Below are 18119 nucleotides of genomic sequence, written 5' to 3' on the forward strand. Positions count from 1 at the left end.
TCGCGCCGCTGCCCATCGCCGGGCAGCGGCGCGAACGGGTAGAACGTGCCGCGCTTGTAGAGATAGACCAGCGCGAGCCGCCGGCCCCCCTCGCCCTGGAAACCGGCCAGGGAGCACAGCAGCTGCGGCCCGAAGCCGTTGACCTCCATCGAGCTGTTCACCGCGTGCAGATCGTTGACCAGCTCGGACAGCTGGCCGGGGGAGCGGCGCGAGACCAGCCAGGAGTAGCCGTACCCGTCCTGGCTGAGCTCCACCGGGGGTCCTTCCCGGTCGGCGTCCGCGTCAAGGAGGGCCTGGACCTCCCGGTGCGTCTGCTCGAAGGCCCCGCCCTCGACCGTCGCGAAGCACACCGCACCCGTGCCGGTCGGCGTGAAACCGGCCGCGGCCTCGAGGGTCACGGCCGCCGACGGCAGCGCGAAGAGCTGGTCGAGATCGGGCAGGACGGGTTTCGTACGGCCGAGCAGAATGTCCAGGAGCCCCATGTCACCCCTTTCCGGGTGTTGCCGCCTCACCCAACTCCGCGGAGATCCGCCCCAGTTGGTCGAGCCGCTGCTCCAGGCTCGGGTGCGTGGAGAAGAACCGCTCGATGCCGGGCTCCTTGCCGGTCGCCGGGGTGAAGTAGAAGGCGTTGAAGGCCTGCGCCGTCCGCAGGTCCTTGGTCGGGATCCGCGCGATGTCGCCGGAGACCTTGGTCAGCGCGGAGGCCAGTGCCGAGGGCCGCCCCGTGAGCAGCGCCGCCGCCCGGTCCGCGGCCAGCTCCCGGTACCTCGACAGCGCCCTGATCAGCAGGAAACTGATCGCGTACACGGCCGCCGACACACCCATCACCGCGGCGAAGACGGCAGCGGCGTTCTGGTCCCGGCGCCCTCCGCCGAACAACTGCGAGTAGAAGGCGAACCGCACGATCAGCCCCGCGATCACGCCGAGGAACGACGCGATCGTGATCACCGCGACATCCTTGTGCGCCACGTGCGAGAGCTCGTGCGCGAGTACGCCCTCCAGCTCCGCGGGCTCCAGCCGCCGCAGCAGCCCGGTCGTCACACACACCACCGCATGGTCGGCATTGCGCCCGGTCGCGAACGCGTTCGGCATGTCCATCTCGGACACCGCCACCACCGGCTTGGGCATGTCGGCGATCGCACACAGCCGGTCGACCACCGCGTGCAGCTCGGGATACTCCTCGCGCTCCACGACCCGCCCGCGCATGGCGAACATCGCGATCCGGTCGGAGAACCAGAACTGCGCGACGAACATCGCCGCCACCAGCACCACGACCAGCAGCCACGACTTCAGCAACACGATCAACGCGGCGACAAAGGCCACGTACAGCAACCCGAGCAGGAACATCGTGACCGTCATCCGCACGGTCAACCGCCGGTCGCTCCGGAAGCGGCTATGCATCTGCCTCACCCCGCAGTCAGGCACTCGTCCCACTGCCAGTGTGCACCCAGCCACTGCCATGAAGTGGTCCCGAACGGCTCTAGGAGCCGCAAAAGGTCCCTGTGAGAGGCCGCTGGGCGAGAGGCCTCTAGTACGGGGCCCGGAACTGCGCCCACCCGAGCAGCACGATGATCGCCGCCACGGTGCCCAGCACGACGGCCGTCGACACCCACGAGGACCGGCGCGGCGCCACCGGCTCGGGATCCGCACGGAACGGCTGCGGCTCCGGCGGGTTCTCCTTCCAGCGCGCGGCCAGCATCCGGGCCCGCGCCGAGGGTTCCTTGTGCTGCGCGTCGTCCGCCCACCTCAGGTCGAACTCGCGCTCCTGCTCTTCGTGTTCGCGCTCCGGCATCCTGTCCACCCCCGTGTCGTGTCACCGACAGAATAGAACATACGCCCGCGCCCCCGCTGTCGGTACGACAACGGGGGCGCGGGCGCTGTGCCTGGGACAGGCGTCGATCACACGTCGAAGTAGAGCTCGAACTCGTGCGGGTGCGGACGCAGCTGCAGCGGAGCGATCTCGTTCGCGCGCTTGTAGTCGATCCACGTCTCGATCAGGTCGGACGTGAAGACGTCACCGGCGAGCAGGAACTCGTGGTCGCTCTCGAGGCGGTCGAGGACGGCGGGGAGCGAGGTCGGGACCTGCGCGACGCCCGCGTGCTCCTCGGGGGCCAGCTCGTAGAGGTCCTTGTCGATCGGCTCGGCCGGCTCGATCTTGTTCTTGATGCCGTCCAGACCCGCCAGCAGCAGGGCCGAGAAGGCCAGGTACGGGTTGCCGGAGGAGTCGGGCGCACGGAACTCGACGCGCTTGGCCTTCGGGTTGGAGCCCGTGATCGGGATACGCATGGCCGCGGAGCGGTTGCGCTGCGAGTACACCAGGTTGACCGGCGCCTCGAAGCCCGGCACCAGACGGTGGTACGAGTTCACCGTCGGGTTGGTGAAGGCCAGCAGCGACGGGGCGTGCTTGAGGATGCCGCCGATGTAGTAGCGGGCGGTGTCCGACAGGCCCGCGTAGCCGGCCTCGTCGTAGAAGAGCGGGGAGCCGCCCTGCCACAGCGACTGGTGGACGTGCATGCCCGAGCCGTTGTCACCGAAGATCGGCTTCGGCATGAAGGTCGCGGTCTTGCCGTTGCGCCAGGCCACGTTCTTCACGATGTACTTGAAGAGCTGCAGGTCGTCGGCCGCGGCGAGCAGCGTGTTGAACTTGTAGTTGATCTCGGCCTGGCCGGCGGTGCCCACCTCGTGGTGCTGGCGCTCGACCTGCAGGCCGGAGTTGGCCAGCTCCAGGGAGATCTCGGCACGCAGGTCGGCGAAGTGGTCGACCGGCGGGGTCGGGAAGTAGCCGCCCTTGTAACGGACCTTGTAGCCACGGTTGTCCTCGAGGGCACCGGTGTTCCAGGCGCCGGCCTCGGAGTCGATGTGGTAGAAGGCCTCGTTCGCGGAGGTCTGGAAGCGCACGCTGTCGAAGACGTAGAACTCGGCCTCGGGGCCGAAGTACGCGGTGTCGGCGATACCGGTGGACGCCAGGTAGGCCTCCGCCTTCTTCGCCACGTTGCGCGGGTCACGGGAGTACTGCTCGCCCGTGATCGGGTCGTGGATGAAGAAGTTGATGTTGACCGTCTTGTCGCGGCGGAAGGGGTCGACGCGCGCGGTGGACAGGTCGGCGCGGAGCGCCATGTCGGACTCGTGGATGGCCTGGAAGCCGCGGATCGAGGAGCCGTCGAAGGCCAGCTCCTCGGCCGGGTCGAAGGCCTCCGCCGGAATCGTGAAGTGCTGCATCACACCCGGCAGGTCGCAGAAGCGGACGTCGACGAACTTGACGTCCTCGTCCGCGATGAACTTCTTGGCCTCGTCGGCGTTCTGGAACATCCAGCTCCTCCTACTCCCGACCGCCTCGCCGGGGTGGTAGTTCGTTCGTGCGGCCAGTGCGGTGGCACACGCTGTCCCCGACCCTAGGGACGGGTGATTTCTCGGGCGTGACCCATTTGTTTCGCACAAGTTAACCGGACCCCGTCCGGTGTACCCCACCTGTCCGTATCGCGAAACGGGCGCAGTACCGTGGACGCGTGGACAACAGGGATGCAATCGGCTCATGGCTCTCGGGCCCCCGCGCGGCCGCAGAGGACGCCGGTGTCGACTTCGGATACCGCGGCCGGCAGCTCGGTCTGCCGGAGGAGGGGCCCGGCTCGATCGCCCGCCCGGGCCGCCGGTTCGGTGCCTTGTTCGTCGACTGGGGCCTGTGCCTCTTGATCGCATACGGTCTTATTACTCACGGCTACAACCAGGCGACCGGCAACTGGGCCCTGCTCATCTTCTTCCTGCTCGGCGTCCTGACGGTCGGCACGATCGGCTTCACCCCCGGTAAGCGCCTCTTCGGCCTCCGCGTGGTCGCCCTGGACACCGGCCGCCCCAGCCCCCTCCGCGCCACCCTCCGCACGGCCCTGCTGTGCATCGCCATCCCGGCCCTGATCTGGGACCGGGACGGCAGGGGCCTCCACGACCGCCTGGCCCGCACGGTCGAAGTCCGCAGCTAGGGCCGCGCCCCGTAGGGGCGCGGGGAACTGCGCGACCAGCCACAGCGACGCCGCAGACGAAAGACGGTCCTGCTACGACGATGGGGGCGCCCGGATCACTCCGGGCGCCCCCATTCGTCGTATGAGGAAACTCAGCGGGCCTTCGGCCCACCCCTGGGCAGCTTCATGCCCTTGGGCATCGGACCCTTCGGCAGTGGCATGTTGCTCATCAGGTCGCCCATGGCGCGCAGTCGGTCGTTGGTGGCCGTCACCTGCGGCCCCGTAAGCACGCGCGGCAGCTTCAGCATCGTGGTCCGCAGCTTCTTCAGCGGGACCTGGCCGTCGCCCGTGCCGACGATGACGTCGTGCACCGGTACGTCCGCGACGATGCGGTTCATCTTCTTCTTCTCGGCGGCCAGCAGGCTCTTCACCCGGTTCGGGTTGCCCTCGGCGACCAGGACGATGCCGGCCTTGCCGACGGCCCGGTGCACCACGTCCTGGCTGCGGTTCATGGCCACCGCGGGCGTCGTCGTCCAGCCCCGGCCGATGTTGTCCAGGACCGCCGCGGCCGCGCCCGGCTGGCCGTCCATCTGCCCGAAGGCCGCCCGCTCGGCCCGGCGCCCGAACACGATCGCCGTTCCGAGGAAGGCGAGCAGCAGGCCCAGGATGCCGAGATAGATGGGGTGACCGATCAAGAAACCGATCGCGAGGAAAACACCGAAGATGCCGATGCCGACAGCCGCGAGTACAAGACCGATCTTCTTGTCGGCCTTGCGGGTCATCTTGTAGGTCAGAGCGATCTGCTTCAGTCGCCCGGGGTTCGCAGCGTCCGCTGCAGGTTCCTTCCTCGCCATGCCACGAAGTCTACGTGGCCCCGGGAGCGCCGTACGACGGCACTGTCCGGAGGGTGGGATTCAGGGGCGGACGACGAGGGTGGTCTGTTCCATGACGCGCTGGGCCTCGACCCGGTCCTTGGCGCGGCGGCGGTCCTCCAGGACGGAGGTCCAGGCGTTGCGGCGGGCGGTGCGCTGACCGCTGCTCATGAGCAGCGACTCGACGGCACGCAGTGCAGTGGTGAACGACGGGATGGCGGTGGCGCGAACCGGCGCGGCCTGCATGATGGAGGTCCCCCCTCGGGATACGGGCACTGGGGCGGGTGTACGTGGCGTGAGTCCAGCGTCACTGATTGGTGTTACCAGGGCGTGACCGACCGGTCAAACACCCATGAAGCCTTGATGCGACGAGCGCAAACACCGACGCGGCCCTGACATGGGCCCTCATCTGCGAGGACTGTCAGGACCGCGTCGAATCGGCCATTACCGGCGGGTAGTTTCTTGTGCCCAGATTCACACAGAGTGGTGGCACTCCGTGTCATCAGGCTCGGTTCGTCCGAGCGTCAGACGGCCTGCGAGGCGACGTACGAACCCCGCTTCTCCACGGCCATCTGGTACAGCCGGCCGGCCCGGTAGGACGACCGGACCAGCGGGCCGGACATCACGCCGGAGAAGCCGATCTGCTCGGCCTCCTCCTTCAGTTCCACGAACTCGTGCGGCTTCACCCAGCGCTCGACGGGGTGGTGGCGCACGGAGGGCCTCAAGTACTGGGTGATGGTGACCAGTTCGCAGCCCGCCTCGTGCAGCTGCTTCAGCGCGTCGCTGACCTCCTCGCGGGTCTCGCCCATGCCGAGGATCAGGTTCGACTTGGTGACGAGGCCGTAGTCGCGGGCGGCCGTGATGACCTTCAGCGAGCGGTCGTAGCGGAAGCCGGGGCGGATGCGCTTGAAGATCCGGGGGACCGTCTCCACGTTGTGCGCGAAGACCTCGGGGCGGGAGGAGAAGACCTCTTCGAGCTGCTCCGGCACGGCGTTGAAGTCCGGGGCGAGCAGCTCCACCTTCGTCCGCCCGGCCTCGCGGCCCGCGGTCTGCTGGTGGATCTGGCGGACCGTCTCCGCGTACAGCCAGGCGCCGCCGTCCTCCAGGTCGTCGCGGGCGACGCCGGTGATGGTGGCGTAGTTCAGGTCCATCGTGACCACGGACTCGCCGACGCGGCGCGGTTCGTCACGGTCGAGGGCCTCGGGCCTGCCGGTGTCGATCTGGCAGAAGTCGCAGCGCCGGGTGCACTGGTCGCCGCCGATGAGGAAGGTCGCCTCGCGGTCCTCCCAGCACTCGTAGATGTTCGGGCAGCCGGCTTCCTGGCAGACCGTGTGCAGGCCCTCGCTCTTCACGAGGTTCTGCATCTTGGTGTACTCGGGGCCCATTTTCGCCCGGGTCTTGATCCACTCGGGCTTGCGCTCGATGGGGGTCTGGCTGTTGCGGACCTCCAGGCGCAGCATCTTGCGTCCGTCGGGTGCGACTGCGGACACGACCGGCTCCCTAGCGATTGATTCTTCGGCGTGCTCAAGGGTACGCCCGTTGATTTGAAAGCTTTCGGTGGTGCTCAGGCTGCCGGTGTCTTCTCGATCACCCTCGGCCTGAGGTCCGCGTTCTCCAGTACGTCCGTCAAGTGCCGCTCCACGACCGGCAGCACTTCCGAGATCGTCACGTCGCGGCCCAGCTCGCCGGCGAGGGAGGCGACGCCCGCGTCGCGGATGCCGCACGGGATGATGCGGTCGAACCACCGGTTGTCCGGGTTCACGTTCAGCGCGAAGCCGTGCATGGTGACGCCCTTGGCCACGCGGATGCCGATCGCCGCGATCTTGCGGTCCTCGCGACGCTGGCCGGCGTTGGACGGCGCGTACTCCGGGCCGTTCATCCGCGGGTCGAACTCCTCGTCGTGCAGACGCGGGTCGAAGTCCAGGGACAGCCCGCCGAGGGACGGACGCTGCTCGACCGGGTCGCCGAGGACCCACACCCCGCTGCGGCCCTCGACCCGCGTGGTCTCCACCCCGAACTCCGCGCAGGTACGGATCAGTGCCTCCTCGAGGCGCCGCACATGGGCCACCACGTCCACCGGGCGCGGGAGCTTCTGGATGGGGTAGCCGACCAGCTGGCCCGGGCCGTGCCAGGTGATCTTGCCGCCGCGGTCCACGTCGATGACGGGGGTGCCGTCCAGAGGGCGTTCGCTGTCCGCCGTGCGGCGGCCCGCCGTGTACACCGGCGGGTGCTCCAGGAGCAGCACGGTGTCGGGGATCTCGTCGGCGAAGCGCGCCGCGTGCACCCGGCGTTGCTCGTCCCACGCCGTCTGGTACTCGACGGCCTCGGCACCGAATCCCATGCGGACGAACCGCAGCTCACTCACGGCAAGCGCCTCCCTAGAAGGTCGTAAGGCACGAAACGCGCCTACGCCACTGTACGACCGACCGTCTCGCGTCAGCCCCGCGGCCAATCCTCACACGATCGGATGAACGAGGGTCGAAGTGTGCGACCGCCTGCTCACTCTCCGCTACATTCGCGCCGTTCACAGAGGCCATAAGGGCTGCTCACAGGCAATCCGGGCACGCAGGGCCGACAGAGGTCCCGGTAGGCCCGAAAGGCAGGAGACCGCACCGCAGATGACGGAACGACCCGCGCAGCGCACTCCCAACCGCCAGCTCGCCGCGCTCATCGCAGAAGCCGGGTTCTCCAACGCGGGTCTCGCCCGCCGAGTCGACCAGCTCGGCCTCGAACACGGGCTTGATCTCAGATACGACAAGACGTCGGTCACCCGCTGGCTGCGCGGGCAGCAGCCCCGCGGCACCACTCCCGCCCTGATCGCCGAGGTCTTCACCCGCCGCCTCGGCCGCCGCCTCACCGCCCAGGACCTCGGCCTCGACGCCTGTGCGCCGGTGTACGCCGGGCTCGAGTTCGCCGCGGCCCCCGAGGAGGCCGTCGACATCGTCGGCGGCCTGTGGCGCAAGGACTCCGGTTCGCACGCCGAGCTCCGCAAGATCGCGTTCACGCCCGCCGGTCTTGTCGTGCCCAGCCGCGACTGGCTGATCGGCCGCGCCGACGACAAGGTCGCCCGCGGCGAACAGCCCGCCCGGGTCCCCGTCCAGGGCCGCCCGGTGGTGCCCCGCCAGCGCGGCCAGGCCGAGCGCGGCCCCGGCCAGAAGGTCACCGCAGGCGACATCGCCGCACTCCGCTCGGTCGGCGAACTGTTCCGCACCCTCGACGACAAGTACGGCGGCGGCCACGCCCGCCAGGCCCTGGTGCGTTACTTGGAGCACGAGTGCGAGCCGATGCTGCGCGGCACCTACGGCGAGCAGACGGGCCGCCGGCTGTTCGGCGCGGCCGCCGACCTGACCCGGCTCGCCGGCTGGACGTCGTACGACATCGCTGCGCACGGGCTCGCACAGCGGTACTTCGTGCAGGCGCTGCGGCTCTCCCAGGCGGCCGGGGACCGGGCGTACGGCTCGTACGTGCTGGTCACCATGAGCCGGCAGGCCGTCTATCTCGGCCACGGGCGGGAGGCCGTGCAACTGGCGCGGGTCGCCCAGCAGGGCGTCGGGACCAACGCCCCGCCGGTGGTGCAGGCGCTGCTGCACGCGGCCGAGGCGCGCGGGCACGGGGTGCTCGGCGAGGTGCGCAACTGCACCGCCTCGCTGGTGCGGGCGGAGCGGGCCCTGGAGGCCGCGCGAACCGGTGACGAGGTGCCCTACTGGGCGCGGTTCTTCGACGAGGCGCAGCTGGCGGACGAGTTCGGGCACGCGCATCGGGATCTGCAGCAGTTCCGTGCGGCGGCGCAGCATGCGGAGCGGTCGCTGCAGCTGCGTGCGCCTGCGTATGCGCGGAGTCGGCTGTTCTGCCGGGTGGTGCTGGCCTCCGCCCGCCTGGGCCTGGGGGAGCTTGACCAGGCCTGTGCGTTGGGGGCGGAGGCGGCGAGTGCTGCGGCGGAGATGCGGTCGGTGCGGGCGGTTGAGTATGTGCGGGAGTTCGAGCGGCGGTTGGAGCCGTACAAGGATGCTGCGCCTGTGCGGGGGTATCGCGACAAGGTCGCTGCACTTGGGTAGGCCATCGCCGTACCTCCGGTTGGTGCGTTGCTTGTGCGGGCTCGTTGTGGTTGATCGAGCCCACGCGGCGGAGCCGCATATCGACACAGCCCCGCGCCCCTGGAGGGGCGCGGCTGCTCAGGCCGCCTGCTTCACTGTGCTGCTTGGTGGGTCTGCCCTGTGCATCGAACCGGCCGCCCCGAGGTCCGTCAGGATGGCTGTTGAGGCCCTGTGGGCCGAGTGCAGGGCGCCCTGGACCGTGCTCGTGTCACGGTGGTCTCCGCAGACGTACAGGCCCGCCAACAGCCTCACGGGGCGGCGCAGGTCGTGTGGGGGACGCATGGCGGGGACGGCCTCCGGGGTGTGGTGGACGGCCAGCGTCTCCCAGCGTGCGGTCGAGGTGCCGTAGAGGCGGGAGAGGTGCATGCGTACGGCGGTGTCCAGCTCCGGTGGGGGTGGGCCGAGGACCGTGGAGGAGACGAGGGCCCGGCCCGCGGGAGCGCGGCCGGGGTCCACCGCGCTGACGATCGCCGTGTGGGCGACCGGGCCGCTGCGGTCGGCGTCCAGGAGGAGGGAGGCGCCCGTGGTCGGGGGCTCGTCCGTGGTGTGGTGAAGGACCGTCAGGGGGTGGAAATCCGGTATGCGCAGGCCGGGGAGCAGGTCGGCGGCGGCGCGGGCGTCGGTCGCGAGGAGTACGGCTCGGCAGCGGATCTCGCCGTGTTCGGCGGTCGTGACAGCGCTGGTCGAGACCGAGGTGACGCGGACGCCCGTGTGGACCGTGCCGGGCGGCAGCGCTCGGGCGAGCAGTTCCGGGAGCATTTCGGCGCCGCCCTCCGGCAGACACAGGCGCCCGCAGGCGAAGGCGCGCAGCGCGAGGTCGGCGCACCGGCTGGAGGTGGTCAGGTCCGGGTCGCAGAGCAGGGCGGCCAGCAGCGGGCGCAGGAAGCTGTCGATCGTGCGGGCGGGGACACCACGGGCCGTGAGGGCCTGGCCGGCGGGCAGCTCCGGGCGGGACAGCAGGCGTTCGATGGGGATCGTGGCCAGCCGGGACAGGGCGTTGCCGAGGCGGGCCTGGTCCACGGCGGTGCCGAGCGGGGCGGTGGTCCGGGGGGCGCCCTTGGTGGGGGCGCTCGCCAGGGCGCGTACCGCATGGAGTGCGCCCCTTGCGCCCCCCGCCGCCGCCGGGGCGCCCGCGCGATGGTGGCGTCCGTCGCTGTGCAGCAGGACGCCGGGCGCGAACGGGCGCAGCACGAGCGCGTCCAGCCCCGGGGTCAGCCGTAGCTCGGGATACGCCGTGGACAGCAGCTGGCCGATCCGGTCGAGCCGGAACCCGTCGACCTTCTCCGTCGACATGCGGCCCCCCACGCAAGGAGCGGCCTCCAGGACCGCGGTCGTCACTCCTGCGCTGGTCAGCCGATGCGCGGCGGAGAGTCCGGCAACCCCGGCTCCCACGATCACGACGTCCGCCTGGTACGCGGGCTCAAGCACGTGCCCCTCCTCGAGGTTGCGCGGCCGGTGGAGACGTCATGCCCCCAACTGGCTCCGGGGATACCCGAGTTCGGGTCGAGGTTAGGGCCGCGATCGGTCAAGTGCAGTCGCGCATGAACAGAGCACGGTCGCACAACGGTCGCATACGGGCACGCCTTGTTTATCGCGCCTCCCGGGCGCCTCGGTCCTACGGCTCCGTGAGCGCGGCCTTGAGTGCTCCTTCGATGTCCGGGAACGCGAAGGTGAAGCCGGACTCCAGGAGTCGCTTCGGCAGCACCCGTGCGCTGCCGAGGACGTCCCCGGCCATTTCGCCGAGCGCGGTTCGCAGTACGGGCGCGGGTACGGGGAACAGCGTCGGGCGGTGCAGTACGCGGCCCATGGCTGCGGTGATCTCACGGTTGGTGAGCGGGTTCGGGGCGGTGAGGTTGAACGGTCCGGACAGGGCGTCGGTGTCGATGAGATGGCGGATCGCGGCCACCTCGTCGTGCAGCGCGATGTACGACCAGTACTGGCGGCCGTCGCCCATGCGTCCGCCGAGGCCCGCCTTGAACAGCGGGAACAGCCGGCCCCAGGCGCCGCCGCCGCGGGCCACCACGAGACCCGTCCGTGTGAACACGGTCCGTACGCCCGCCTCCTGCGCGGGGCCCGCGGCGCCCTCCCATTCCACGCACAGCTCCGGCAGGAACCCGGTCCCGGGCGGCGCGCTCTCGTCGACCGCCCGGTCGCCGGTCTCACCGTAGTAGCCCATCGCGCTGCCGTTCACGAACACCCGCGGCTTCTCGTCCAGCGCGGCGATCGCCGCGGCCAGCGCGGCGGTGCCGAGCACTCGACTGCTCCGGATGAGCGTCTTGTACTCGTCCGTCCAGCGGCGGTCGCCCACCCCGGCGCCCGCGAGGTTCACCACGACGTCGCACCCGGTCAGAACGGCCGGATCCACGTGCCCGCCCTCCGGATCCCAGCGGACCTCGTCCTTCGCCCGGGGCGCCCGGCGCACCAGCCGCACCACCTCGTGCCCCTCGGCGGTCAGGGACCGCACGAGGGCGCCGCCGATGAGCCCGGACGCACCGGCCACCGCGATTCGGGAACGTTCCATGAGCCCATTCTGCTCGGGAGGCTCATAAGGTGGCCGTCATGCCGGTTCCGTTCATACGCCACGCAACCCTCGGCGACGAGGAGTCACTGGGGCGCCTCGACCGTGTCACCTGGTCCCCGCTGCACTCCGTGCAGCCGCGCCCCCAACCGCCGTACGAGCCCTTCTACAACGAGCGGTTCGGGCCCCGGGACCATCTGGTCGCGGAGTTCGACGGGGAGGTCGTCGGCTACATCCGGCTGGCCCGTCCGACCCCGCTCGTCTGCAACGCCCACGTCCGGCAGATCCAGGGCCTCGTCGTCGCCGAGCAGGCGCGGGGCGCCGGCGTCGGGCGGGCGCTGCTGCGGGCGGTGCGGGAGGAGGCCCGCAATCAGGGCGCGCGCCGGCTCACGCTGCGCGTCCTCGGCCACAACACCCCGGCCCGCAAGCTGTACGAGGCCGAGGGGTTCGTCGTCGAGGGGATCCTGCCCGGAGAGTTCCTGCTGGAGGGCGAGTACGTCGACGACGTGCTCATGGGGTGCAGTCTGTGACCCGGGTCAGGACGTGAGCAGGTCGCCCGTGTCCACCGACGCCGTCGCGTCCGCCGCGCGCTGGGCGTCGGGGGCCACCTCCGCCGCCGTCAGGACGTAACCCGTCTCGTTGTCGGACGTCGAGCGGGCGAAGACCACGCCGTAGACGCGGCCGTCGGTCGTCAGCAGCGGGCCCCCGGAGTTGCCGGGGCGGACGGTCGAGCGGATCGAGTAGATCTCGCGGGTCACCATGGCGTCGCTGTAGATGTTCTGGCCGGTCGCCCGCACCCGGTTGGCGACCGTCGCCGCCTGGAGGTCGAGGTTGCCGTCCTGCGGATAGCCGGCCACGACCGCCGAGTCGCCGCGCGCGGCGCCGTCGTCGAACTTCAGGACCGGCGCGCGCAGCCCGGGCACGTACAGAACGGCCACGTCCCTGTCGGGGTCGAAGAGCACCACCCGTGCCTCGTACGTCCGCCCGACCCCGCCGATCCGCACGTTCGGGTCGTTGATACCGGCCACCACGTGCGCGTTGGTCATCACATGGTCGCGGGCGTAGACGAACCCGCTGCCCTCGCGGCCCTGGGTGCCGGAGACGCCCTCGATCTTCACCGTGCTGCGCTTGGCCGCGTTGGTGGCGCTCGCCGTGACGCTGTCGCCGGTGGGCTTGGCGACCTCGGCCGTCGACTCGTTCTCGAACGGGTTGAACACCTGCGGGAAGCCCGCCTGGGTGAGTGCCGAGGTGGCCCGGGAGAACCAGGTGGGGGTGGTGTCCGGCATGGCGTTCTGCACGGCACCGAGCAGCGCCGAGTCCCGGATCGCGGTCGTGAGCAGCGGTGACGAGGAAGCGCCCAGGACACTCGCGGCGACCCAGGCCACGATCAGCACGGCGACCGAGTTGGCCGCGGCCCCGCCCACCCCGTCGACCACCCTGAGCGGCCCCCGGTCCAGCTCCCGGCGCAGCCTGAGCGCGAGACGCCCCGCCAGTTCGTGGACCACTACGGCCGGGAGCAGCACGGTCAGCACCGCGGTCACCGTCGCCTGGGCCGTGCCCGCCGTCACCAGGTCCATCATCCAGGGCAGGATCCACACGCCGAGCACCGCGCCGCCCACGAACCCGGCGAGCGAGACACAGCCGGCCACCAGTCCGCGCCGGTATCCCGATGCCGCGTAGGCCACGACCACCAGCAACAGCAGGATGTCGAGCAGGTCCACAGAGCCGCCTTTCTCTCAGACCCCTTAGTACGCGCGGGACGGGCCCAGTGATCAGCCACGCGCGCGTGCATGAGAAGAAACGACCCGGACCGGGACGATGGTTCCACCGGGTGGCACAGCACACATCGCGGGACATGCCCGTCCGAAGATCGCGAGCACCCCGGTACGCGCACCGCACCCACGCGGCGGGGCCGCAAATCAATACGGCCTCACCTGCGCCCGAGATATGCCCCCAGCGCCCGCTGCAGCACCTTGCCCTGGCTGCCCACCGGTAGCTTCCACTCGCCGAGGTACTCCACCGCCCGGCCGCCCGCGCCCGTCTTGAAACGGAGACGGTTCAGCAGTCGGTTCCCGGTGAGGACAGGGGTGACGGAGCGCAGGTCGTACGTCGTGACACCCGCCGCCCGTGCGTCGCACAGCATCCGCCACAACAGTGCGCTGCTGGGCCGCAGTTCACGCCCCCGGCGGCCGGACGCGGCGTAGGAGTGCCAGGCGCGGGAGCCGACGTTGATCATGAGCGCGGCGGAGAGCACCTCGCCGTCGTACTCGGCGAGACAGAGCCGCAGCCGGTCGTCGTCCTCGGCGTTCAGGGCCTTCCACATACGCGCGAAGTACTCCGGCGGGCGGGCCTTGAAACCGTCGCGGGCGGCGGTCGCGGTGTACAGCCGGTAGAACTCGGGCAGGTCGGCGGCCCCGCCCGAGCCGACGCGCACACCCGCCAGTTCGGACGTGCGCAGGCCACGCTCCCAGTGCGGTGCCAGCGCCCCGCGCAGCTCGTCCACCGAACGCCCCGCGAGCGGTATGTGGCAGCCGTAGCGCGGCTGGCCGAGACCGAAACCGCTGCCCTCGCCCTCCTCGCACCGCCGCCACCCGAGCCGCCCCAGCCGCTCCGCCACGTCCAGCGCGTACCCGTCGAGGCCGTCCGCCGGCAGGTCGTGCAGATGGCCTGCGTCGGGGTCGGCGATGCCCGCCGCGACACCGGCCGCCTCCCAGTGGCGTACGACAAGGGGTGGTCCGATCCGGAGCGAGAACGCCCCGCGCTCCTCGACGTGGGCGACGAGCGGGTCCAGCAGGCGTTCCAGGCGAGGGTGGTGCCAGTCGATCGCGGGCCCGTCGGGGAGATAGGCGAGGCAGCGCCGGGTGCCGGGCAGCGGCCGGTACAGCACGAGGGCCGCGGCGACCATCGTCCTGCCCTCGAACCAACCGACGCTCTCCGCCTGCCAGTCGGGCTTCACATCGCCCCACTCGGGGATCTGGAGGTGGCTCGCGTCGGGGTGCTGCCGCAGCTGGGCCAGGTGTTCCTCGCGCGTGATCTCCCTTACGTACGGGCTGGACATGGGCGGACCCTCACAGGTTTCTCGCAGCCACCTCACGGATCTTCCCGAGGTGCTCTCCCTATCGTCATGCACACGCACTGACCGGAGGTGGGGAAGAAGTGAACAGTCACCACAGGACCACGCACAAGACCGAGGGCCGATCCCGGAGTGCTCATGGCCCCTGGGCGGCGCTCTGCGCTGCCGCGGCCGTCGTCCTGGGCCCGGCCGCCGTCACCGCGTCCGCGCTCGACCAGGCCAACGCCGCGCCGATGTACCACGCGGTCAAGGCCGAGCAGGCGCAGGCGTACATCCCTTCGGACCCGGACCGGCGACGGACGGCCTGACCCTCAGCCGGGGTCGCCGCCCACGAGTCCCAGGAACTGCTCCCCGGACGGGTCGATGTCCACCCCGAGCCCGTTCAGCAGGCCCGCCAGCATGACGTAGTAGCCGGTCGTGGTGACGATCTCGATGACCTGACGGTCGGTGAAGCAGGCGCGGAGAGCCGCCAGCGTGCCCTCGGACAGGGTGTGCCGGGACACCAGCTCGAAGGCCGCCGTCAGCGCCGCCGTCTCGCTCTCGTCGAACTCCGGCCCGTCGGCGCGCCGTTCGGCGACCGCCGCCAGCTGCTCGGGCGTCACGCCCGCGTTCAGGGCGATCGGGTGGTGCTGGACGGAGCCGTACGCGCACCGCGTCGCAGCCGCGACCGCCATCACGACCAGCTCGCGCACCCGGACCGAAAGCGTCGACTCGCGCAGCACGGCCAGGCCCAGCTCGATCGTCGGGCCCGTCAGCGGCGGGGCGTGCGAGAGCATGCGGAAGGCGTTGAGCGGCACGGGCAGCCGGGCGACGGCGTCGGACGGCCGCTCCGGGTACGGGATTCGAGCCATGGTCCCCCTCCTCGAACCGGTCCCACTGGACCGGTGGTCCCAGTGAACCGGTGAAACGTCACTCCCGGAAGCGTTCCCACAGCTTGGGGTAGCGCTCCGCCAGCACCCGCTCGTTCTCGAAGTCGAGCGGTGTGCCCTCCGGCTCGGAGGCCGCGGGCGGGATGCCCAGGTCGGGGGCGACGGTCCCGGTGAGCTGCTCGTAGGCCTCGTCCGCCGCGTAGCCCAGTTCCTCCCCGTCCCCGTCGATCTCCTGTTCGAAGTCGTCCAGGAGGTCGGCCAGCGTGTCGGGGTGGTGCACGGCTCCCTCGTACACCTCCCGCCCCTGCCCGATCAGCCAGCACCGGAAGAAGTCGAAGGCGTCGTCGCTCGCCCCGTCGAGCAGTACCCAGGCGGCACCCCACAGATCCCAGCTGTAGGCCCGGTTGTAGCGCGACTCGAAATGCCGGGCGAAGTCCAGGACCGTCTCCGGGTCGAGCTCCAGAAGCCGCTCCACCAGCAGGTCCGCCTGCTCCTCGGGGTCGCCCTCGGCGGCCTCGCGCGCGGCGTCCACCAGCTCCCAGAACTCCGACTCTTCCATCACGGGTCCAGCATCGGCCCTGGGCGGGTGGGGCGCACGTGGAGTGTGGCGGATTGTTATGTCCCGTACAGCAGGCCCAGCCGTGCCGCGTCGTCGGCGAAACGCGCCCGCAGGCTGTCGGGCGCCAGCACCTCCACCTCCGGGCCGAGCCCCGCGAGCTGCCCGTGCGCCACCTGCTCCGACTCCACGGGGAGCGTCAGCGTCAGCCACCCGTCCTGGTCCGGGGGCCCCGCGGCCGCCAACGCCTCCCGTGCCGAAGCCGGATCGACGGCGTACGGAAGTCTTCGGACCCCGTCCACCGACAGCCGTACGACCACCTCGTCCCGCAGGATCGATCGCGCGAACCGCTCCGACTGCTCCGCCCAAAAAGCGGGCAGGCCGAACTCCTCGTCCCGTGCGAAGCGCTCCGCACAGACGTCCACCGCCGTGAACCGGTCGATGCGGTAGACGCGGTGAGGCCCATGGTCCGGTTCGGTCACCCGCGCGCACAGATACCAGACCCCGGCCTTGAGCACGAGCCCGTACGGCTCCAGCTCCCGCTCGACCTCGCGGTCCCCCTTGCGATAGCGGGCGGTGACCCGCCTGTCGTCCCACACCGCGTCCGCGAAGGCCGGCAGCAGCGCGGGTGTCTTCGGCTCCGTGAACCAGTTCGGCGCGTCCAGGTGGAAGCGCTGCGCTGCCGTACGGGAGGCATCCCGCAGGGACGGCAGGAGAGCCGCCGACACCTTCAGCCGGGCCGCCGATGCCGCGTCCTCCAGCCCCATCTCCCGCAGCGCCCCCGGCACACCTGACAGGAACAGCGCCTCGGCCTCACTGCGCGCCAGCCCGGTCAGCCGGGTGCGATATCCGCCGATGAGCCGGTAACCGCCCGCCCGGCCACGGTCCGCGTACACCGGAACCCCCGCCTCCGACAACGCCTGCGCATCCCGCGTGACGGTCCGCTCGGACACCTCCAGCTCACGCGCCAGCTCGGCGGCGGTCATGGAGGGCCGCCCCTGGAGGAGCAGCACCATCTTGATGAGGCGGGCGGCACGCATGGGGACATGATGCAGGGGGCCACTGACAGAGCGGGGCCGAGGGCGACGCGGGTCGGCGACCTCGGCCCGGCAGCCCGCTACCGAAGCGGGGGCAAACCGTTGCCGCGCCGCAGGCGGCGGACTCTGCGTCCGCCCGCGCCGGAGAGGCGCAGGCCCAGGTCGAGGCTGGGCGGTTCCGGGTCCGGGTCCTCCACTACTGGACCAGGTGGGGGCGGCGTCTCCTCGTCCGGCAGTTCGTCCACTTCCCGTTCCACCCCGGAGACATCGGGCGGGCGCGGGGGCACATCGTCGATGGCGGCGAATGCATCCGGTTCGTCCGGTGGCTCCTCGCCGAGGTCCCGCAGCAGGTCGTGGAGTTCCGGCGAGTCGGTTTCAGTGGCGAGTGCCTCGATGTCGTCCATGCACTCGGAGAATCGCGCGACGTTCGTCGCGTAGACGGCTTCGGCCAGCAGCTCCGTGGTGTCCCCGAACAGCATCAGAGCCGACGGGTGCAGGAGGTAGCGCGCCACTTTCATGGTCGTCGTCAGCGTTTCGTCCCCGGCCGCCGCCTCCTTGAGCAGCCGGAACTCCCAGTCGGCACCGTCGTCGGACCTGACCAGCCTGAGCGTGCCCAGCCCGTCCAGGAAGTCCGTCATGAGGCGTTCGCCGGCATGGGGCCCCTGCTGCGCCGGCCCCACCACGTGCAGGATCGCCTGCAGGTCGGACGCGCGCCAGTTGTGTGCCCGGACGAAGACAGCCGCCTGCGTCACGAGCCGGATCAGCTCCTCCGCTTTGTCGGGCGGCGGGTTGGCGGGCCAGCGCAGGTCGGTGCGGCCCGTCAGTGCGACGAAGTCCAGGTACAACTCGTCGAGGACCTTCTCGACGTCCTCTGCCTCGTTCTTACCCCGCACCATCGCCTGCGCCTGCCTGGCCGTCCTCAGGACATGCCGGGCCGCGTTGTCCAGCTGCAACCGGGTCATCACCCGGGGCGTGCGCGGCTGCTCTTCGGTCAAGGCCCCCACCACCTTTTCCTCAGGAATCAGCACAAGGTACTGGAGGCGGAACATGTCCACCAGACCGCGTATCACGGACCTGTCGGAAGGACCCGGGACAACTGGCTTAAAACGCATGCGGCGGGGTGGGGGGGGGATTGGGCCGCCGAGCC

The 18119-nt window shown here is 70.7% G+C and carries 20 protein-coding genes; 4 read left to right on the forward strand and 16 right to left on the reverse strand.

Annotated features, from left to right (window positions below):
• The 4 genes from AB0N07_RS45105 to glnA form a co-directional block, all read right to left on the reverse strand.
• On the reverse strand, positions 1-482 hold a 482-nt coding region (locus AB0N07_RS45105), incomplete at its 3' end, for a hypothetical protein (RefSeq protein ID WP_365845779.1).
• 1 nt (position 483) lies between these two features.
• The gene (htpX, locus tag AB0N07_RS45110) at positions 484-1401 is read right to left on the reverse strand and encodes a zinc metalloprotease HtpX (RefSeq protein WP_365845781.1); all 918 of its coding nucleotides are present in this window, start codon (positions 1399-1401) and stop codon (positions 484-486) included.
• Positions 1402-1528: 127 nt separating this feature from the next.
• Positions 1529-1792 carry a hypothetical protein gene (locus AB0N07_RS45115; protein WP_365845783.1) on the reverse strand — a complete coding sequence of 88 codons (264 nt, stop codon included), beginning with the start codon at positions 1790-1792 and terminating at the stop codon, positions 1529-1531.
• A 107-nt stretch (positions 1793-1899) separates the two neighbouring features.
• On the reverse strand, positions 1900-3309 hold the full coding sequence (gene glnA / locus AB0N07_RS45120) for a type I glutamate--ammonia ligase (protein WP_099928346.1): 1410 nt from the start codon (positions 3307-3309) through the stop codon (positions 1900-1902).
• A 197-nt stretch (positions 3310-3506) separates the two neighbouring features.
• Here glnA and AB0N07_RS45125 point away from each other — a divergent pair, with 197 nt between their 5' ends.
• Positions 3507-3974 (forward strand): RDD family protein, encoded by a 468-nt coding sequence (locus tag AB0N07_RS45125; RefSeq protein WP_365845785.1) that lies wholly within the window; start codon positions 3507-3509, stop codon positions 3972-3974.
• 131 nt (positions 3975-4105) lie between these two features.
• Here the strand turns inward: AB0N07_RS45125 and AB0N07_RS45130 are convergent, their stop codons facing one another.
• From AB0N07_RS45130 to lipB, 4 genes are all read right to left on the reverse strand, one after another.
• Positions 4106-4807: a DUF4191 domain-containing protein gene (locus AB0N07_RS45130; protein WP_365845787.1), complete on the reverse strand. Its 702-nt coding sequence runs from the start codon at positions 4805-4807 to the stop codon at positions 4106-4108.
• Between the two features lie 60 nt (positions 4808-4867).
• A complete protein-coding gene (locus tag AB0N07_RS45135; protein ID WP_099928282.1) occupies positions 4868-5071 on the reverse strand; it encodes a hypothetical protein in 204 nt (67 codons plus the stop codon).
• Between the two features lie 278 nt (positions 5072-5349).
• A complete protein-coding gene (gene lipA, locus AB0N07_RS45140; protein WP_365845789.1) occupies positions 5350-6315 on the reverse strand; it encodes a lipoyl synthase in 966 nt (321 codons plus the stop codon).
• A 74-nt stretch (positions 6316-6389) separates the two neighbouring features.
• Positions 6390-7190 carry a lipoyl(octanoyl) transferase LipB gene (lipB, locus tag AB0N07_RS45145; RefSeq protein ID WP_365845791.1) on the reverse strand — a complete coding sequence of 267 codons (801 nt, stop codon included), beginning with the start codon at positions 7188-7190 and terminating at the stop codon, positions 6390-6392.
• 253 nt (positions 7191-7443) lie between these two features.
• Here lipB and AB0N07_RS45150 point away from each other — a divergent pair, with 253 nt between their 5' ends.
• A complete protein-coding gene (locus AB0N07_RS45150; protein ID WP_365845793.1) occupies positions 7444-8880 on the forward strand; it encodes a regulator in 1437 nt (478 codons plus the stop codon).
• A 117-nt stretch (positions 8881-8997) separates the two neighbouring features.
• Here AB0N07_RS45150 and AB0N07_RS45155 read toward each other — a convergent pair whose 3' ends face one another.
• Together AB0N07_RS45155 and AB0N07_RS45160 are read right to left on the reverse strand one after the other, a co-directional pair.
• Entirely contained in the window at positions 8998-10347 is a 1350-nt protein-coding gene (locus AB0N07_RS45155; RefSeq protein ID WP_365845795.1) for an NAD(P)/FAD-dependent oxidoreductase, read from the reverse strand.
• A gap of 187 nt (positions 10348-10534) precedes the next feature.
• Positions 10535-11440 (reverse strand): TIGR01777 family oxidoreductase, encoded by a 906-nt coding sequence (locus AB0N07_RS45160; RefSeq protein ID WP_365845797.1) that lies wholly within the window; start codon positions 11438-11440, stop codon positions 10535-10537.
• A gap of 38 nt (positions 11441-11478) precedes the next feature.
• On the opposite strand from AB0N07_RS45160, the gene AB0N07_RS45165 reads away from it, so the two are divergent.
• Positions 11479-11967 carry a GNAT family N-acetyltransferase gene (locus AB0N07_RS45165; protein WP_365845799.1) on the forward strand — a complete coding sequence of 163 codons (489 nt, stop codon included), beginning with the start codon at positions 11479-11481 and terminating at the stop codon, positions 11965-11967.
• A gap of 6 nt (positions 11968-11973) precedes the next feature.
• On the opposite strand, the gene AB0N07_RS45170 is transcribed toward AB0N07_RS45165, so the two are convergent.
• Positions 11974-13158 carry a MarP family serine protease gene (locus AB0N07_RS45170; RefSeq protein ID WP_365845801.1) on the reverse strand — a complete coding sequence of 395 codons (1185 nt, stop codon included), beginning with the start codon at positions 13156-13158 and terminating at the stop codon, positions 11974-11976.
• A 209-nt stretch (positions 13159-13367) separates the two neighbouring features.
• On the reverse strand, positions 13368-14495 hold the full coding sequence (locus AB0N07_RS45175; protein WP_365845803.1) for a peptidoglycan bridge formation glycyltransferase FemA/FemB family protein: 1128 nt from the start codon (positions 14493-14495) through the stop codon (positions 13368-13370).
• A 98-nt stretch (positions 14496-14593) separates the two neighbouring features.
• Between AB0N07_RS45175 and AB0N07_RS45180 the strand changes: the two genes are divergently transcribed.
• Positions 14594-14818, forward strand: a complete 225-nt coding sequence (locus AB0N07_RS45180; protein ID WP_365845805.1) for a hypothetical protein — start codon at positions 14594-14596, stop codon at positions 14816-14818.
• A gap of 3 nt (positions 14819-14821) precedes the next feature.
• On the opposite strand, the gene AB0N07_RS45185 is transcribed toward AB0N07_RS45180, so the two are convergent.
• The 4 genes from AB0N07_RS45185 to AB0N07_RS45200 all read right to left on the reverse strand — a co-directional run bounded on the left by AB0N07_RS45185 (position 14822) and on the right by AB0N07_RS45200 (position 17967).
• Positions 14822-15361 carry a carboxymuconolactone decarboxylase family protein gene (locus AB0N07_RS45185; RefSeq protein WP_365845807.1) on the reverse strand — a complete coding sequence of 180 codons (540 nt, stop codon included), beginning with the start codon at positions 15359-15361 and terminating at the stop codon, positions 14822-14824.
• Between the two features lie 58 nt (positions 15362-15419).
• Positions 15420-15938 carry a DUF4240 domain-containing protein gene (locus AB0N07_RS45190; protein WP_365845813.1) on the reverse strand — a complete coding sequence of 173 codons (519 nt, stop codon included), beginning with the start codon at positions 15936-15938 and terminating at the stop codon, positions 15420-15422.
• Positions 15939-15994: 56 nt separating this feature from the next.
• Positions 15995-16975, reverse strand: coding sequence for a WYL domain-containing protein (locus tag AB0N07_RS45195; protein WP_365845809.1), 981 nt, complete (start codon positions 16973-16975; stop codon positions 15995-15997).
• 77 nt (positions 16976-17052) lie between these two features.
• On the reverse strand, positions 17053-17967 hold the full coding sequence (locus AB0N07_RS45200; protein ID WP_365845811.1) for a hypothetical protein: 915 nt from the start codon (positions 17965-17967) through the stop codon (positions 17053-17055).
• Positions 17968-18119 lie beyond the last annotated feature (152 nt).

Origin of the sequence: Streptomyces sp. NPDC051172 (assembly GCF_040682555.1) — a bacterium.
Classification (GTDB): domain Bacteria; phylum Actinomycetota; class Actinomycetes; order Streptomycetales; family Streptomycetaceae; genus Streptomyces.

Bases quoted from the DNA above. Each gene is read 5' to 3' on its own strand.
- AB0N07_RS45165 (WP_365845799.1), top strand. From the start codon at position 11,479: ATGCCGGTTCCGTTCATACGCCACGCAACCCTCGGCGACGAGGAGTCA.
- glnA (WP_099928346.1), bottom strand. From the start codon at position 3,309: ATGTTCCAGAACGCCGACGAGGCCAAGAAGTTCATCGCGGACGAGGAC.
- AB0N07_RS45130 (WP_365845787.1), bottom strand. From the start codon at position 4,807: ATGGCGAGGAAGGAACCTGCAGCGGACGCTGCGAACCCCGGGCGACTG.
- AB0N07_RS45185 (WP_365845807.1), bottom strand. From the start codon at position 15,361: ATGGCTCGAATCCCGTACCCGGAGCGGCCGTCCGACGCCGTCGCCCGG.
- AB0N07_RS45160 (WP_365845797.1), bottom strand. From the start codon at position 11,440: ATGGAACGTTCCCGAATCGCGGTGGCCGGTGCGTCCGGGCTCATCGGC.
- AB0N07_RS45135 (WP_099928282.1), bottom strand. From the start codon at position 5,071: ATGCAGGCCGCGCCGGTTCGCGCCACCGCCATCCCGTCGTTCACCACT.
- AB0N07_RS45150 (WP_365845793.1), top strand. From the start codon at position 7,444: ATGACGGAACGACCCGCGCAGCGCACTCCCAACCGCCAGCTCGCCGCG.
- AB0N07_RS45190 (WP_365845813.1), bottom strand. From the start codon at position 15,938: ATGGAAGAGTCGGAGTTCTGGGAGCTGGTGGACGCCGCGCGCGAGGCC.
- AB0N07_RS45195 (WP_365845809.1), bottom strand. From the start codon at position 16,975: ATGCGTGCCGCCCGCCTCATCAAGATGGTGCTGCTCCTCCAGGGGCGG.
- AB0N07_RS45115 (WP_365845783.1), bottom strand. From the start codon at position 1,792: ATGCCGGAGCGCGAACACGAAGAGCAGGAGCGCGAGTTCGACCTGAGG.
- htpX (WP_365845781.1), bottom strand. From the start codon at position 1,401: ATGCATAGCCGCTTCCGGAGCGACCGGCGGTTGACCGTGCGGATGACG.
- AB0N07_RS45175 (WP_365845803.1), bottom strand. From the start codon at position 14,495: ATGTCCAGCCCGTACGTAAGGGAGATCACGCGCGAGGAACACCTGGCC.